Annotated in this window: 16 protein-coding genes and 1 pseudogene; 6 read left to right on the forward strand and 11 right to left on the reverse strand. The window is 68.0% G+C overall.

The window, feature by feature from the left end; genetic code table 11:
* Window positions 1-221: 221 nt before the first annotated feature.
* A complete protein-coding gene (locus ACFQ7Q_RS00550) occupies window positions 222-578 on the forward strand; it encodes a hypothetical protein (protein ID WP_383547732.1) in 357 nt (118 codons plus the stop codon).
* 122 nt (window positions 579-700) lie between these two features.
* Here the strand turns inward: ACFQ7Q_RS00550 and ACFQ7Q_RS00555 are convergent, their stop codons facing one another.
* Window positions 701-1,546: a class I SAM-dependent methyltransferase gene (locus ACFQ7Q_RS00555; RefSeq protein WP_383547735.1), complete on the reverse strand. Its 846-nt coding sequence runs from the start codon at window positions 1,544-1,546 to the stop codon at window positions 701-703.
* A gap of 115 nt (window positions 1,547-1,661) precedes the next feature.
* Between ACFQ7Q_RS00555 and ACFQ7Q_RS00560 the strand changes: the two genes are divergently transcribed.
* The 4 genes from ACFQ7Q_RS00560 (at window position 1,662) to ACFQ7Q_RS00575 (ending at window position 4,060) form a co-directional block, all read left to right on the forward strand.
* Window positions 1,662-2,270: a TetR family transcriptional regulator gene (locus ACFQ7Q_RS00560; protein WP_383547737.1), complete on the forward strand. Its 609-nt coding sequence runs from the start codon at window positions 1,662-1,664 to the stop codon at window positions 2,268-2,270.
* 155 nt (window positions 2,271-2,425) lie between these two features.
* Window positions 2,426-2,671: a hypothetical protein gene (locus tag ACFQ7Q_RS00565; protein WP_383547740.1), complete on the forward strand. Its 246-nt coding sequence runs from the start codon at window positions 2,426-2,428 to the stop codon at window positions 2,669-2,671.
* A 126-nt stretch (window positions 2,672-2,797) separates the two neighbouring features.
* Window positions 2,798-3,238 carry a hypothetical protein gene (locus ACFQ7Q_RS00570; RefSeq protein ID WP_383547742.1) on the forward strand — a complete coding sequence of 147 codons (441 nt, stop codon included), beginning with the start codon at window positions 2,798-2,800 and terminating at the stop codon, window positions 3,236-3,238.
* Between the two features lie 108 nt (window positions 3,239-3,346).
* The gene (locus ACFQ7Q_RS00575) at window positions 3,347-4,060 is read left to right on the forward strand and encodes a hypothetical protein (protein WP_383547745.1); all 714 of its coding nucleotides are present in this window, start codon (window positions 3,347-3,349) and stop codon (window positions 4,058-4,060) included.
* Window positions 4,061-4,641: 581 nt separating this feature from the next.
* Here the strand turns inward: ACFQ7Q_RS00575 and ACFQ7Q_RS00580 are convergent.
* The 10 genes and pseudogenes from ACFQ7Q_RS00580 to ACFQ7Q_RS00625 form a co-directional block, all read right to left on the reverse strand.
* Complete coding sequence (locus ACFQ7Q_RS00580) at window positions 4,642-4,971, reverse strand: hypothetical protein (RefSeq protein ID WP_383547748.1); 330 nt, start codon at window positions 4,969-4,971, stop codon at window positions 4,642-4,644.
* 1,068 nt (window positions 4,972-6,039) lie between these two features.
* Entirely contained in the window at window positions 6,040-6,558 is a 519-nt protein-coding gene (locus ACFQ7Q_RS00585) for an RDD family protein (RefSeq protein WP_383547751.1), read from the reverse strand.
* A gap of 554 nt (window positions 6,559-7,112) precedes the next feature.
* Window positions 7,113-7,793 (reverse strand): hypothetical protein, encoded by a 681-nt coding sequence (locus ACFQ7Q_RS00590; protein WP_383547754.1) that lies wholly within the window; start codon window positions 7,791-7,793, stop codon window positions 7,113-7,115.
* 1,420 nt (window positions 7,794-9,213) lie between these two features.
* Window positions 9,214-9,999, reverse strand: a complete 786-nt coding sequence (locus ACFQ7Q_RS00595; RefSeq protein ID WP_383547757.1) for an ABC transporter permease — start codon at window positions 9,997-9,999, stop codon at window positions 9,214-9,216.
* Window positions 9,996-10,958, reverse strand: a complete 963-nt coding sequence (locus ACFQ7Q_RS00600) for an ATP-binding cassette domain-containing protein (RefSeq protein WP_383547760.1) — start codon at window positions 10,956-10,958, stop codon at window positions 9,996-9,998. The genes ACFQ7Q_RS00595 and ACFQ7Q_RS00600 overlap by 4 nt, the downstream gene beginning before the upstream one ends.
* 28 nt (window positions 10,959-10,986) lie before the next feature.
* A complete protein-coding gene (locus tag ACFQ7Q_RS00605; RefSeq protein ID WP_383548303.1) occupies window positions 10,987-11,649 on the reverse strand; it encodes a DUF4097 family beta strand repeat-containing protein in 663 nt (220 codons plus the stop codon).
* Between the two features lie 1,008 nt (window positions 11,650-12,657).
* Window positions 12,658-12,945 carry a hypothetical protein gene (locus tag ACFQ7Q_RS00610; protein WP_383547762.1) on the reverse strand — a complete coding sequence of 96 codons (288 nt, stop codon included), beginning with the start codon at window positions 12,943-12,945 and terminating at the stop codon, window positions 12,658-12,660.
* Window positions 12,921-13,862: an RICIN domain-containing protein gene (locus tag ACFQ7Q_RS00615; protein ID WP_383547765.1), complete on the reverse strand. Its 942-nt coding sequence runs from the start codon at window positions 13,860-13,862 to the stop codon at window positions 12,921-12,923. Before ACFQ7Q_RS00615 ends, ACFQ7Q_RS00610 begins: the two co-directional genes overlap by 25 nt.
* A gap of 172 nt (window positions 13,863-14,034) precedes the next feature.
* A pseudogene (locus ACFQ7Q_RS00620) lies at window positions 14,035-14,324 on the reverse strand (transposase family protein); the annotation flags it as partial.
* Between the two features lie 99 nt (window positions 14,325-14,423).
* Window positions 14,424-14,951: a DUF6584 family protein gene (locus ACFQ7Q_RS00625; RefSeq protein ID WP_383547768.1), complete on the reverse strand. Its 528-nt coding sequence runs from the start codon at window positions 14,949-14,951 to the stop codon at window positions 14,424-14,426.
* Between the two features lie 763 nt (window positions 14,952-15,714).
* Here ACFQ7Q_RS00625 and ACFQ7Q_RS00630 point away from each other — a divergent pair.
* Window positions 15,715-16,092, forward strand: coding sequence for a hypothetical protein (locus ACFQ7Q_RS00630; RefSeq protein WP_383547771.1), 378 nt, complete (start codon window positions 15,715-15,717; stop codon window positions 16,090-16,092).
* Window positions 16,093-16,139 lie beyond the last annotated feature (47 nt).

Genomic DNA, 16,139 nt, shown 5'->3' on the forward strand with positions numbered 1-16,139 from the left:
GCAGTCGTGGCGTGTCCCGCGGACACGGCCTCGTCCAGCCACTTCATCGGACGGGGCGGTGGCCGCCCTTCCACGCAGAGAATTCGATCATGCGGCTGATCATTTCACGTGCGGCAACCGCTGGGTCACGACATTTGTCCTCTGAGGCAGGGACACTCGCGCAGTCGCACTGCGGGCGTGGCGCCGCCCCTAAGAATTCGAACAGGAGTATGATTCCTGTCGTGGCTGAAACCTTTCCGACTGATCTGATCGACGCCCAGGGGCGTCTCCATCGGGCGCGCGCCGAGTATGCGGTGCTGTGTAAGTCCCTGCCGTGGTCGGTCGAGCCGGTGCCGGGGTGGCCGGGCGACGTGCACCCGCACACCGGCGTCGTCACCGGTGGCCGGGAAGCGAGCCCGGGCTACACCCCGGAGCAGGCCGCGGAGGAGAGGCGGCTGTGGGCACTGGTGCGGGAGCTGTCGATTGAGGTCTCGACGCATCCGTTCTGGGCGACCTTGGAGAAGGGCGGGGTTCTGGAAGCCCGCATGGCTCTGAAGCAGCACCCCGGGGCCGTGCCGGCTGTTGTCCCCGCCGCATAGGAGCGTGGCTGAGCTGCGTACGGGGTGATGCCCGCTGTTTCCCCGCTGCGAGGAGGTACGTCTTACCCGCATGGTCCGCTCCTGGGTCACCACGGACCTGCTGGGCGACGGTCAGCGCTGCTTCATCCGCCGCGTACGGCGGTGACCAGCCATGAGCTGCTGCGCAGCCACACCGCCCCGCCCGCCTCGTAACGGCCGAGGGCATTGGTCAGCGCCCGGCGCGCCTGGGCCTGCTGCTGCGGAGTCACCTGGCTGAGCAGGTGGCGGCCGGGGCCGGAGTCCAGCAGGAACGCCGCGGCGTCTTCCGCGTCGGCGCCCCACTTGCCCGGCACCTCGATGCGCTGGACGTCGACGCCGGTGAACCCGCCCGCGGTGACCAGGGTGCGGATGCGGTCGGGGTCGGTGAGAGAGAACATGCCGGGGCCGCCGGCCTTGCCGAAGTCGCCGAGCGGCACGATGGCCTCCAGCGAGGCCATGGCCTCGAGCCACTGGTTGGCCTCGGCTTCGGCCGCGCAGATGAAGGCCAGCCGACCTCCGGGGCGCAGTGCGCGGTGGAGGTTGGCGAACGCGGCGGCGGGGTCGGCGAAGAAGGTCATGCCGTACCGGCTGATGACCGCATCGAAGCCCTCGGGGGCGAACGTGTGGACCTGAGCGTCGCCCTGGACGAAGGAGACGTTCTCCACCTCTTCGCGCCGGGCGCTCTCGCGGGCCTTCGCCAGCATCGGGCCGGACAGGTCCAGCCCCAGTGCGCGGCCCCGGCCGGCGCGCCGGGCCGCGAGGCGGGTGGTGCGTCCGGCCCCGCAGCCTACGTCCAGCACGGAGTCGGCTTCCGCGATGGCCGCAGCGTCCAGGAGGGGCTGGTTGAAGCCGTCATTGATGGCGTCCCAGCGGTTTTGGCTGCGGGCCCACTGCTCGCCCTCGTATCCGTTCCACGCCTCGGCCTGAGCGGTGTCGGTGAAATGAGTCATGGGTGACTCCCTCCCGCCGGGGCGTAGTACTGCGCCCCGGCACTAGTATGGGCAAGTGCCCAAACAGTATGGGCGGATGCCCATACTTGCAATGGGGTTGAGGGAAGGGGCAGTTGTGTCACCTCGTGGAGTGGCGATTCCGGATCTGCGCGAGCGGCTGTTCGCGGCCGCGGAGCGGGTGGTGGCCCGCGACGGTGCGGCGGCCTTGACCAGCCGCGCGATCACCACGGAGGCGGACTGCGGCAAGGGGGTCCTGCACACGCATTTCGCGGGCCTGGACGAGTTCGTCGCCGAGCTGCTCCTGGACCGGTTCGCGCGCAGCGCCCGCCAGGCCGAGGCGCTGGAGGCGAAGGTGGGCGAGGGCACGGTCGCCGGCAACCTCCAGGAGGTCGTCCTCGACCTGCTGGAAGCGCTGCCTGCAGCGGTGGTAGGGCTGGCGATGACTCGTCCGACAGCCGCACGGCACACCCGGGAGGGGTTCCAGTCCGGCGCGCCCGCCTTCGACGCGATCCAGCGCGCCATCACCGTCTACCTGCAGGCCGAGCAGCGCGGCAGCCGACTGGTCGCCGGCGCCGACACCGCCACCATCGCGCTCGCGCTGGTCGGCACGGTTCACCACCTGCTGATGACACGCGTTCCCGGACAGGGAGGGGACACGGAGAGGACCACGCGGCAGCTGCTGGCCGTCCTGCTCGGCGGCGCCGGGCAGCCGCCGACGGCGTAGTACTCGGCCCAGGTCCCGGCGCCGACGGCGTGCTTCCTCGGGCCCAGGGCGCGGCGCCGACGCCTGCCCCGGGCGGCCCCTGCCGGGTGTCGGTCCGCCAGGGGGTGATGCCGGCGGTGGGCAGGTCAGTGTCCTGTGTTGCCGTGGTCCGGCCGGTGGACGGTGCTCCAGGCCCCGCGTACGCCAGCCGCTCCGTGGCGGGTGCCGACCTGGTCGTGGATGCCCGCGAGCCGCTGGAGGTGGGAGGTGACCTGGCGCTCTTGTCAGGCCGGCATGACGGCTTCGACGTCGGAGAAGTACTTGTGGAGCGTCGCGCGGCCGATGTCGCCGAGTGCTGCATCCACGCCCTGACCGCCGCGGCCGCCCTCACTCCCGACCACCCTCACTCCCACCGGCCGTAGCCCGCTTGGCGCCGTCACCCTGGACGGCCTGCGCCCGGTTCCCTGAACCCACCCGGATGACCGCTTCGCGTGATCAACGACGGGGCCACTAGGCAACACCTTTCAGACGCCGGATAGGGTCGCGGTGTGATCACGGCCCGCCCCGCTCTCGGTACGGCACGGACCCGCCACCAGGCGGGCCCGCTGCGACTGCTGTGGCTGACCGCGCTGCTGTTCGCGTTCCTCTACACCCATGCCGCCGGAGCCGACAGCGCTTCCGCGCACGTCACCGGCGGCGCTGTCGCCGTGCCCCACCTGGCGTCCGCCGGCAATGACGGCGTCTCTCACCAAGACGACCAGCTGCCCGACCGCCCCGACGATGCCGGCGGCGATCACCCGCATCCCGCGGAGGCGTGCGCCTCCGGGCACCCGCAGCAGGATTCTGACCTGCCCGGACCGCACCTGACCGCCGTGGCCGTGCAGTCTTCCTCCTTCGCCGCGATGACGCAGCAGCGGTGGACCCAGACCCGTCCCTGCGGCCTTCCTCCGTCACACAGCTCCCTCGGTTCCGTGGTGCAGCAGGTGTAGATCCGGGCCCTTTGCCCCGATCTGCCCTGACTCTCATCGCCAACCCCGGAGGGCCGCCACCGCGGCCGACCGGGCGATGAGCCACGCACGCACCCAAGGAACTCGCACATGACCTCCGTCCAGCTTCTCGACTCCAGCACCCCGCAGACCACACCGGACACTCCGGCCACGGGACGGGCCGCCCGGCGCAAGGCCCAGTCCCGTAAGCGGTCACTGGCCGCCCGCTACCTCGGCTACGTCGGCTACTTCGTCGGCGCCGGCCTCATCAGCGGCGCCGTCGTCCACCATCCCCTCGACCCTGACCGCTACACCCGCATCGCCGCCTACGGCGCGCTTGTCTTCCTCGCCGCGACCGTCCTCAACGAGTTCCTCCTCACCCGCGAGCGGCCCGGCCTGCCACGCATACTCGTCGTGATCGGCTCCTCGCTGCTCCTGTCCTTCGGCATCGGCATGCTCAGCGGCGGCCTGCAGCACTTCGATGACTTCCCCACCCGCGGCGCCGTCCTCGTCCCCGCCGGCATCGTCGTCTCCTTCATCGCTTACGTCATCAAGGACGCCGACACCCCCACCCGCCGCATCTTCAGCCTCCTGGGCCTGACCGTTCTCGCGGTCGCGACCCTCGCCTTCTTCGGCCTGCGTGAAGTCGCAGCGTCCATGGAGGCCACCCCCGGCGATGGTCACAGTCACGGCACCGCCGAAGAACCCGCCGCAGACGACCACGCCCCGTCCACAACCCCGGCAACCCCGGCGCCGGGCACGTCTGTCCAGCCCAAGCCCGTCTCCCCGCCCCCGCCTCACAACGACGGACACACCGGCCACTGACCGCTCAGGTCCGCCGGACGTGAGTCCCCTTGACCGTCAGCCTCAGGCTCCTCGGCGTCGAAGTCGATCGCGGCGCCAGATCGCGTAGTGACCGCAGGCCCTGAGCGGGGCCGCTGGCCGCGATGTCGAACAGGCAGCGGCCCAGCGCACGCAGCACCTTCACGGGCGCTTGCAGCATTCGCGGTAGCCGGATGCGGCAACGGCGGCAGCGTAGATCCGGGGTGAATCTGCTTCATTCCCCGCTTGATCCGGCTCGTGACAATTAGGGAGGTGGGGAGTACGAGCAGGCTTGAGCGGCCGCCGCCCTGACGGTCGGTGGCCCCTGGGCATCGGATGTCCTCTGAATCGCGCGCCATGTCCCGCGTGTGCGCGCCTTCCGGGAACGCGCTGGGCAGCTCCTCGACACGGAACTCGTGGAGATGGGCGGGTCTGGGAGGCCGTGGATCGGCTACCCGCACCGGGCCGGCCCCGTGGATGCCGTAGCGACCCTCGCTGCTCCGTGGGTTCTGGTCCGTTCCGGACCAGGACCCACGGAGTCGCAGAGCCCGTGCGGGCAGTGGGCGGCGATGCTGCAGGAGTGGTCAGGAGTACCAGTCGGCCTCCGTCGGACGCGCCCGCCGGGGGAGCTCCCGGGCGGGCATGGGCCTGCGTTCGCCACCCGCGAGCAGGGTGCTTGCCGGATCACCGCCGAGAGCGCCCGGAAGCGCCACCTCGACCTCGATGCCGCGAGGCGGGTCGGTGGGCAGGATCGTGGTCATCACCATCGTCTGTGCGTGGTGGCCATGGGCGCGGGCAGCGGCGACCTGCTTCCCATCCACGAGGAGCTCCAGCTCCCGGGTCCCACCCATCCGCAGGCCCACGGTGACCGAGCAGGCGGCGTACTCGCAATGAAAGTGATACTCGCGGCCCATGATCGCCTCCCTGAAGAGCCCGGCGACGAAGCCCCTTCCTCCCATCGTGGCACTGCGTGGTGGCTGCGCCAGTTCGGCACCGCCACCTGGAGCGTCAAGGCCGGCACCCTGATCCTCACCCGCTACGCCGCCTCTCCCGACCGACCACCGTCGCCGAGCACGGGCGGGCGCTGGCGCTTTTCCTCTCCGACACAGACAGCTACCACGACCCAAGCGCCGCGCCTCGCTGATGACCGATCCACCCACATACGGCGTCCCCTGAGCCCGGGATCGAGGGGCGACTGTCGCCCCCGCGCGAGCGGTACGCACCCCGTCGGCGCAATGCGCGGGCGCAGTCGACCGCAGCCAGTGGGAGGGAACAATCGGTATCGATCGGCCGTGCCGTCACCGCATCACGTATCGAGGAGGTCCGTGGACCAGGATCCCGTGGCACAAGAGGAAGCGGCCCTGCACGCCGGTGAAACAGCGCCTGCACCAGTGCTTCGACAGCTCCCTCGGTGTGCACACCGTTGACCGCGCGGTTGAGACAGCGCGGCGCCGCTTCAATGCGAGCCCTATTCGCTCGCTATCCCGATCCTCGTCGAACGGCAGCGCTTCATGGCCACGAACAACACCGCTGGCGATCACCGGACCGGACCGATCCGGCTCACCGCTGCCCGAGCGGCCACAGATCAGTCGCGCTCCGCGCGGCGGCGGAACAGCCTGGCTTGGCCCGTCGGCCGCTACCATCCCGGCAGGTCCTCCCGATTCTGAACAGTCACCGGGACTGACGCCCGTCGCGTGCCTCTGTGCCCTGTCCGTACCGTCCATCCGGACAGAGCCCCGGGCAGCGCTCGACCGTCTCTGAGCCGTTCTCGAACGAGACCCGGGGTGAGATCGCAGGGGGCAAGCGCTGAACCCGGCGATCGGGGCCACACCGTGGGCAATCGTGTTGCGTCTGGTCAACAGGGAGACTCTCGTGGGACGCAAGCACAGAGCGGCGGTGCGGAATCTCGACCAGCTTGGTCAGCCTCTGCCAGCAACCTTCTCGCCGCCCCCCCGGCGTCGCCGTCCGCCCTGACCGCGCATTCACCGGCGGCGGATCACCGCGCTGCCCGATGCCCTGTCGTGCAGGCCACGGCGGTCCTTGCTGAGGTTGATCGAGGAGACGTTGGCGACGCACAGCACCGGGATGCCGGTCACCACGAGGTTCGTGAGGTGCCGGGCGACGGCCGCGCCGTAGCCGATGCGCTCTCCGGTCTGAAGGTGCACTACTTCGAGGCGCAGGGCCCGTTTGCCCGGAGTCGCGCCCCAGCGCGACACGCTGAACGGGGAGTAGAGCAGGAAGAAGGCCGTGACCCAGAGGGCGGCGGTGGTACGCCAGATCACTGCGGCTTCACCGTCGGCGACACCGACTGCCGTGAGAATCCGGTCGAGGCCGACCAGCGGAACGAGAATGACCGCGACAGCGATGACCAGGTCGATGGCAGTTGCGGCGCACCGCGGCAGGAGACCCGCCGGAGAACCGGGACGGGTGGTCGGCGCCGCCTGGAGCCGACCGAGGTCGCTGCCGGAGGCCATGGACTTGAACATGTCGATCTCGCGCATCGGCGGAATCTTACATTCCGCTGGTATGGAGAGTTCCCCGGCAGGGGCCGCCGTGGCACCGCGAGGAATGCGATAGTCACGGCAGCGTGATCATTCTTGCGATCGGCGCGGCGGTTCTGCCCCCACGCACCTCCGGTCCATGGGGAAGGTGACGGCGGAGACGCACCGGGCGGCCGTCGAAGGGCCGGCTTCGGGAGGGCGAGGCGCTCACAGGGCCGCGCACGTGCGTACGTCGCGGAAGGCCTTGATGTGTCGGAGCGGACGGTGTGGCGCTGGCTCGCGCCGCCGAAGCCGGCCGCGCCCGCCGTTCGCCCGCGCTAGGAGCTGAGTGAGACCGACCGGGACGCGCTCGCCTTCTAACGGGGCAACGTCGCCGCTGTGGTCCGAGCCCGGCGCGCGGTGACCTACGGGGACGGCGCGACGGCCGTCGCCCCGGTGCCTCCCTGCGCTTCGACCATCACTGGTCGTCAGCATCGTGTGACGGAAGCATACGGAGGGCAGCACTCGGCTCCCCGAGGACGTTGGGGGCTGATCTATGCACCCGCGGGGGCCGATCACGGTCTGAACCGTCGGCCAGGACGAGCCACGGGAGAGCGCTGCCAAAGCAGCCGTACGCCCGAAATCCGGGCGATTGCACCCAGGTGGGCGCCTGTGTTGCCGATATACCAGATAGAGCGGTCTTCCCTCGCCCACGCATAGGCCGGCACACCCGCGTCCAATAGGCCCGCCAGGCGCGGCTCCTCAAGTGCCTCTGCCGAGAACTCGTACAGCGCCGGTAGACGGGGCGCGATCATGCCGTAGTCCAGCATGCGAGCAAGTGCATGCTCGTCAAGAATGGCCTGCGCAGTGGGCACCGTCAGCGGGTACTCCGACGGAAAGGATCGACCGAGGTCCAGGAAGAGCTTGACTGTCCGATGACGCGGATCCACCAGACGTGGGCCCAGCCTGGCCAGTCGCCCCAGCGCCAGTCGCGGATTCACCAGCATTGCGTGAGTGAACAGCACGCGGAGCAGAGCAACGTTCATCATGAAGCGCTCCACCTGTAGCTCTGCACGGGCCAGGTCTGCGTACCTTAGGTAGCCCGAAACAATGCTGGCATTGTGAGCGCGGTACCACAGAGCCGGCGACGGCTCCCGAATGAATTCCATCCAGTATTCGACGCTGCGGCTACTCGCTGTACCGGCACCAGCACCGCCACACCGAAGACCGGCTTCAGCCTTGTCCTTGAGAAGCACTTCGTTTACGGAACGCCACCATGGGCTGCCTGGAGGGTTGGCGGTCTCTGGCTCCAGTACTCCGCGAGCAGCAGACCAGCGTAGGAAGCTGAGTTCAGCGTGGCCGTACCGACGAAGAGGCTCGGAAGCGGACCTATAGAACTCTCGTGCCAGCGCAATGCGCCCAGCCGTGTCGTTCCGTACATGTCCGACCTGTCGCTCTGCGCGAGAGGCTGCATCAGTCACGGCGGTCCAATCAGGTTGGAATCATGCGAGCAACCTCAGCACGTCGAGAACGCCGCCACATGTGCGGGGCCGCTGGGCTACAGAGTGCGACGGTATCGCGGTCACGGCAGAACGCTACAGAGTGTCACTACGCGCCGCTTCCGAAGGGTGAATTCGCCCAGCTCACCAATGGAGGTTAGGAGAAGTGGCGGACGCCGGCGGCGATGTTGTGCTGCCCGTGCCGCCGGAGCGCACTGATCGCCAGGTTGCGCAGTGTCGCCATGTTCTCTGGCCCATGGCCGGTGCGGATCTTCAGCGTCCTCGCGGAACGCGGTGTCGCGGACGAAGTGGAGCTGGCTCTCGATAGCCCACTGCGACCCGTCGAGCTGGCCTAGCCGCTAGGGCGTGGCTTGATGCGATGTCAGGTCCGTGATCGCGTGGACCGTCTGGCGGCTGCACCTGCCGCTCTTGAGATCCGTGCAGTGAAGCAGGACGCGCACGGCCTGGACGGCGTGAGGGAAGTTCAGGCCGAGATCGGGACGGTGACGGCCCTGGTCGCGGCTCTCCTTGCGGCCATGGCCGCTCCACCGGCGACAGCCCTGCCACACCCTCCAGAGCAAGCGACTTGACGAGACAGATGGTGGCAGACCGACGGCACATCGAAGCTCTGGCGGTTCAGGGCGACTTGGGAAGGTCACCCCGTTCAAACGGAGCTTCGTTGCGTACGTGACGGGCCCGAACGGACCGCTCTGCCCTGCGGACCCGCGTGGTCGCCAGGGCTTTGAAATGCCCCTGGGCCTGAGGCGACACGCTGGCAGCGAGGTCCTGTACCTCCTTCAATTCGCCGGGCCTCGTGGCGCGCACAGTGCGCTCGATCGTCCGGCGGCGCCGGCTCAGCCGGGCGGGGACGGCTCGACGGGTGCCTGATCACCAGACCAGAGCAATGTCCGGCTTGGGTGAAATGCGGCTTGAGGTCGCGGTCGTGGCGCCGGACCGATGTGAGGCACGCGCCCCCGCCGAGTTTGCGGCATGACTCGCCCAACACCCCGACGGGGGAAGGCGCCACCCGGCTCCTACCGAACACGGTCTCGGTCGCGACCGCAGCTCCATTACCGGTCGGGGACAGCAGCGGGGCGGCGCACTCCGACGGGCGTCGGAGTAGCGCCGCCCCGGGGGTGGGACGGGGTGCGGGTGATGGCCCGCATCGTCATGGCGGTTACTTCGGGTCGCGGTTGAACGAGGCCTTCGACCAGAAGTAGCCGAGCACGGTCAGGCCCAGGCACCAGGTGACGGCGAGCCAGCCGTTGTGGCCGATCTCGGTGCCGAGCAGGAGGCCGCGCAGGGTCTCGATGGCCGGGGTGAAGGGCTGGTACTCGGCGATCGGCTGGAACCAGCCGGGCATCGCGTCGACCGGGACGAAGGTGCTGGAGATGAGCGGCAGGAAGATCAGGGGCATCGCGTTGTTGCTGGCGGCCTCGGCGTTCGGGCTGATCAGGCCCATGCCGACGGCGATCCAGGTGAGCGCCAGGGCGAACAGCGTGAGCAGTCCGAACGCCGCGAGCCATTCCAGGGCCGAAGCGTCGGTGGAGCGGAAGCCGATGGCGACGGCGACGGCGCCGACGAGGACGACGCTCATCACACACTGCAGGACGCTGCCGATGACATGGCCGATGAGGACCGAGCCGCGGTGGATCGCCATCGTGCGGAAGCGGGCGATGATGCCCTCGGACATGTCGGTGGAGACGGACACCGCGGTCCCGATCGTGGTGCCGCCGATGGTCATCATCAGGATGCCCGGGACGACGTACGCGATGTACGCGGAGCGGTCCGCACCGCCGATGCCGGCACTCATCACGTCGCCGAAGATGTAGACGAAGAGCAGCAACAGCATGACCGGCGTGAGCAGCAGGTTCAGGGTCAGCGACGGGTAGCGGCGGGCGTGCAGGAGGTTGCGGCGCAGCATCGTGTTCGAGTTGCGTACCGCGAGGGAGAGGGCGCTCATCGGACTGTCTCCTTGCGCTGGTTGGGGACGTTGGTGTCGCCGGTGAGGGCGAAGAAGACGTCGTCGAGGTCGGGGGTGTGCACGGTCAGCTCGTCGGCCTCGATACCGGCCGAGGCCAGCCGGTCGAGGATGTTGCGCAGGTCACGCTGGCTGCCGTCGCTGGGGATCTGCAGCGCCAGCGCCTCGTCGTCCCTGGTGACCTCGCGCAGTGCGGAGGCGGCGCTCTGGTACGCGGACGGGTCGGCGAAGCGGAGCCGGACGTGGCCGCCGGGGATCAGCCGCTTGAGCTCCTCGGCGGTGCCCTCAGCGGCGATCTTGCCGTTGTTCAGGACGGCGATACGGTCGGCGAGCTGGTCCGCCTCCTCCAGGTACTGGGTGGTGAGGAAGACGGTGACGCCGTCGGAGACCAGCTCGCGGATGATCTGCCACATGTTGTGCCGGGAGCGGGGGTCGAGGCCGGTGGTCGGCTCGTCGAGGAAGATGAGCCGCGGGCTGCCGACCAGGGTCATGGCGATGTCGAGGCGGCGCTTCATGCCGCCGGAGTAGGTGGACGCCGGCTTCTTCGCGGCCTCCACCAGGTCGAAGCGCTCGAGGAGTTCCGCGGCCGTGCGGCGGCCCTCCTGGCGGGAGAGCAGGTGCAGGTCCGCCATGAGGAGCATGTTCTCCTCACCGGTGATCAGGCCGTCGACGGCGGAGAACTGCCCGGTGACGCCTATCGCGGCGCGCACGGCCTGTGGGGCGGTGGCCAGGTCGTGGCCGCCGACACGGATCTCGCCTGAGCCGGGACCGGGGGAGATGAGGGTGGAGAGAATTTTGACGGCGGTGGTCTTGCCGGCGCCGTTCGGGCCGAGCAGGGAGAAGATCGCTCCTTCCGGGACGGCCAGGTCGACGCCGTCGAGCACGGTCTTGTTCCCGTAGGACTTGCGTAGTGCGTTCGCCGCGATGGCCAGGTTGGTCATGAGGGGTGCTCCTTCTGGAGGTTGCGGGTCAGAGGCTGCGGGCGGTGATGTCGCCGTGGGAGGTGGTGGCGCGGATGTCGAGTTCGGCGGTGCCGTCGTTCTTGAGGGCGTTGCTGATGCGGCCGTGGTCGGTACGGGCGTCCAGTGCGGCCGAGATGTCGGCGGCGGCGTTGACCGAGATGTCGCCGGACTGCGTGCTCAGGGTGAGCGTGCCGCGCGCGGCCTCGGCGATCCGGATGTCGCCCTTCTGGGTGCTGATCTCCGCGGGTCCGCCGAGGCGGCCGACCTCGACGTCGCCGTCGAGGACGCTGAGGCGGGCACTCGCGGCCTCGTCGAGCTTGACCGGGCCCTGCGCGGCCGCGAAGGCGACGTCGCCGAGCCGTCCGACGCCCCTCAGTTCGGCGCCGGCCGCCTTCCCCTCGATGCGGGAACCTGCGGGCAGCTGGACGGTCACCTCGATGGATCCGGAAGCGCCGAAGTACTCGTTCTTCACTGGGGTTTCGATCCGCAGGACACCGTCGGCGTACGCGACCGTGGTCTGCTCCGCCGTCTTCGCGTCCCGGCTCTTCGAGGCGTCCGTGGGCCGGACCTCGACCGTGGTGTCGGTGCGGTCGGCGGCGATGAACTGGATGCGTCCGGCGGGGATGTCGAGGACGGCGGTGACGGGGGCGGGGGTGTCGAACTTCTGCATCATGCTCTCCTGCGGCTTGTCGTTTCCGATGACGGAAAAGCTACGTTGCATTCACAGATCTGGCAACACCCGTGTTGCGCTCAACTGGCGTATGCGCAGGTGGAGATGGCAATATCGTTGCAGTGGGTTTGAAACTTAACGCAACGCCCCTCAACCGTGCGTTGCAATAGATTGAGAGTGAACGCTACGGGCGAGGTGCTGACGCCGACTCGGCCACGGCGCCGGAATCAGGGGACGGCCCGGCGCTGCCGAAACTCGTTCGCAGCCTGGTCGGCGGACGCGCGGGATCACCCCGCAGATTCCCCTGAAGGCGCTCACCAAAGGCGGCAGGCGGTCCCGGCCGAGGTGTGGGGAGGGCGGTTGCTCTGTCTGGATGGCTGATCAGCGAGTTGATCGCAGCTGCGGGACAGGGTCGCCGGCGCCAAGCAGTGATGCGGCCGTTGGCGCCGGTGAAGAGGGTCGCACGCGCCACTGGTTGCTCGACCTTCTCGCTTACGGGAGGTCAGCGCCCGAGGTCCAGCCGTACGTTCGCCGTCGTGGTTCCGTCGAAGGCGAATTCGAAGTTCCTCCGTTCTCCCGGCCGCATGCGCTGACCACCTTCCAGTGGTGCCCTCCGCCCGGCCAGACGCTGACATTGGCACAGTCACCCTCTTGCCGAGTGTCCTCGACCCAGCCGTAGGTCTTGAGCGTCTTCCCGCGGCAGTGGGAACCGCGGCCGACGCCGCCACGGTGGGGTGTAGTGGACGACAGTGGTCTCGCAGGTTTCGATGTAGCGGCAGTGCGAGTCGGGCAGCGGCGGGCATCCACTCGGCGGGGTCCTGGTCGGCCATGAGCGGTTCGTCCGCGCGGCTTACTGCTACCTGGTCAGTGGGGGTGCCCTGGTCGTTGGCGTACGCCTCACGGCGCTGCGGCGTCCAGGCGGAGGCGCCAGCCGGCGGGGGGCGCCATTCGAGAAGTGCCGTAATCCGCTCCGACCCCGCATCCGACTCGTGTGTCCGTCTGAGACGACTACGGCAATGCGTCCACCTTGCCGATGAGTTCTGCTGGGGTGGTGTCGGGTGTGATCACCAGGTCGACGTTGAAGGCCTGATTGCAGAAGATCACTTCGATGGACCCTGGCACGTACTGACGGAATACACAGGCGATCTCGGCCGCGTCGGCGTCGATGGAGAGACGTCCGGCAAAATCAAGACCCCACGATCCTCTGGCAAACAGGGTCAGCGGCTCTGTGGCCGAATGCCCGCGTCCACGCCCAGGACGGCGACAACGAACTAACTGGCGTGTCGAATGTTCCATGCCTGGTTGGAGCCGCCGTGACAGGGCCAAATTTGCAGATGACCCCCTAGTTGTGGGGTGCCTGATGGGCTGAAGATGTCGAGGCATTTATCGCTGTGGGAAGAGCGGATCTCCCATTTGTTGTCGCTGCGACGCCAGAGATACCATTTCTGATTGATGTTTCCGGAACATCGGAACTGCTGGACTCTCGTGCCGCTCTTTGTGCTTCCCCACTCCACGTCCAGGCATTTCCCACTGTGCTTTGCCACAATTTCGAAGCGATTCCGATAGACGTTTCCGTCACCAGTGCGAGGCGCTCTGAAGCGGAACTTCTGGTTGTCCCCGAAGTGCAGTCCCCACACGCCCAACTTTATCTCGTCGGCGGTGCTTCCTGCGAACACGTCCACCGCGAGAGGATGCCTGGGGTCCGTGCCCCCACTGGTGATCGTGTATGCACCGCCTCCGTCCCAGTTGAAGGGGTGCAGGACGGTGCGGGTTTCGGGGTCCCGGCTGGCCGTTCCTGCCCACCCGTAGGCGACGTGCGCGTTCTGACGACGCGTGCGGCTATACGCTGCGTTGTCAACGCAAAGCCTATCGCCGGGAACAGCGTAGCGGTGCCTGTATCCGTTCAGGCACTCACCTGCGCCATTCGTGTTCCCTCTGGCGTTTATTGCGTCGACGGTGAGGAGATTGGTCTCTTGCCATGGGATGCAGACGTAGTCAGATGGAGTGATCTGACGCCACTTGTAACCTTCGCGGCATTGGCTGGGACTCTGCGGCACCATCGTCGGTGCCTCGGCGGTGGCTGTTCCGCCTACGAAGACCGAACCTGCAAGGACGGCCGCAGCGAGCACGCCAGCCTCCACGGGGGTACGGCGTTCCGCACGGTTACGTCCATTCTTCCGCGCACTCTCGGCGCGCAGCCCCAGGTGGAACATGGTGCACCTCACCTGCTCGCGGGAACAGGGTTCCGCGTTGGTGATTGGCTGTCAGGGAGTCTGCTGGCGGGCGGACGCCCACCCACCTTTGACACTCCCATCTTCGCATCGCCCTCGGTGGGGTGCCCTGTTGAAAGTTGGCCGATCGGTCCTGCGAGCCCGGCAGCGGTAGTCTGCGGGGCTTGAGTGCGAGCAGGGGACCGAGACGGCTGATGATGCGGTCAGCCGACGGATGTCGAGACGCCGAACAGCGGTGCGAGCTGCCGCAGCGTCAAGTTGGTGCGCCAGTACGCCGTGACAGCTGCACCAGTCCTCCAGCGGCAGGCTCCATGGCCGACCCTTGCGGACCGCATCAGCATCCTCGTGCCGCAGTACGGTCACCAGCTTGCCGAACAGCCGAGGGCTCAGCCCGGTCAACGGAGCTATCCAGGGCGGCTCCGAAGCCGTGATCACAGCACACACCGCGCGAACATCTCACTCGTCACAGAGCATCCCGTTCGCGACAGTTCTGGACCGTCCACCGACCCTGCGCGGCGCCCCTCACCCGCCCGGTGACCTGATTCAGTCGAAGAGAGCAACGACTCCGTTCACCCAGATCGCAAGGAACGCAAGGCCCCCCATCAGACAGCCGACGCCCGCCAGTACACCGCTGACCGACCACGGCTCGGAGGGCGCCTCGTACTCCTCCTCCAGGCCGTCCCGGTAGGAGGCGGGGTCGTCCCAGTCGACGGGGTGCCCCAGCTCCTCGGCGCAGGCGGTCCGCACCGAGACCAGCTGCCCCTCCGCGAAGGCGGTGGCAGCCATCGCCTCCTCGCCGGGCCAGGCAAGGGCCTTCATACGCCACCCGGGAGACCCGTACCGCGTCTCGAAGGCGGCGGTCTCGTCGGCATTGCGGCCCTCTTCAAGGTACATCCAGCGTCCAGCCTCGGCGGCGTCGCCGTAGAGCCGGTACACCTCGGCCAGACGCCGGCGAAGCGTCAGGTCGTACGGGAAGGACGAGACGAGACCGCGCAAGCGCTGGCGCGCGACGGGAACCCGGCCGGCGGCCAGGTCTGCATCGACTCGGGCGAGGGTCTCTCTCAGGGGCATGAACGCATGATCGGGTACCGCACTGATCTACGTCGACCTGGTTTTGATGCTCAGCACTCGCTGGCTCTCAACGGCATCGGCTGAACCTCACTGAGACGGGACACCGCCACTTACGGGACCGGCCGGAGACAGTGAGCAAGGGCCGGATGCGCTTGACGAAGATCCGGAGTTGCCTTCGCCGACGCGGGATCCGCGCCGGCATGTCCTAGGCCGTTTCGTTTGGATCACCGTTCGGACCAGAGGAAGATGCCCGCGATGTGTTGTCCGACCAGGTAGACGGTTGTGGACTTCTCGCAGCGGGTGGCGATGCCCCGCCACTGCTCTAAGCGGTTGATGCAGCGTTCGAAGGTGTTGTGCTGCCGCCCCGGCTGCCATGCCGCAGACGGTGGCCGCATTGATCGGCCGGAACGGGGATAACCACCCGGCGGCAATCGGGCTCGAAGCCGTCCTTCCACTCATCGTCGTCGAGTAACGCCATACCTTCTGGCTTGTTCAACTACCAGTGAGAGTACGGACGATAGGGCGGTCAGGCCCGACCCGACCTGACTCGCAACTCCCGGCAGCGTGTGCCCATACTTGAACGAGAGTTCATGCCGACTGCCAGTGCGGGACGGCCTCCACGTCCCAGAGGTGATGGCGCCGCCAATGGGGACGCGCGCTTCGACGAGCGGTAGCTGTCGGCAGGAGGCCGGGGGTGGCTGGCGACGGCAGGCGCGCGCAGTCCAGGAGGGCTACGTCACGTCGGATCGCATCCTGTACTACGGTGCCTCTGCAGCGCGTGGAGTCATCGGTTCCATTGATTCCAGCAATGCCACCAAAGGCCTCACCATCATTCCTGCGGGCAGTTTCGCGAGTGACTGGACACAAATTGTCGGACTCAGCGGCGACCGCATCCTTTTCTACGGTCGTTCCGCCGGGCGTGGAGTCGTCTTCTATTGATTACAGCAACGCCATCGGTGACGTCACCGTCATCCCCCCGGGTGGTTTCGCAAAGGACTGGTCGCAGATCACTGCACTCAGCGGTGATCGTATTCTCTTCTACAGCGCCACCACCGGGCGGGGATCGGTCTGCTCCGTCACACCCAACAACGTGATCAAAGAGGTCACGCCCATCCTGGCAGGTGGATTCGCGAAGGATTGACGCAGATCACTGCACTCAGTGGCGACCGCATCATGTACTACAGCGCC

The organism is Streptomyces sp. NPDC056527, from assembly GCF_042794475.1.
GTDB lineage: Bacteria > Actinomycetota > Actinomycetes > Streptomycetales > Streptomycetaceae > Streptomyces.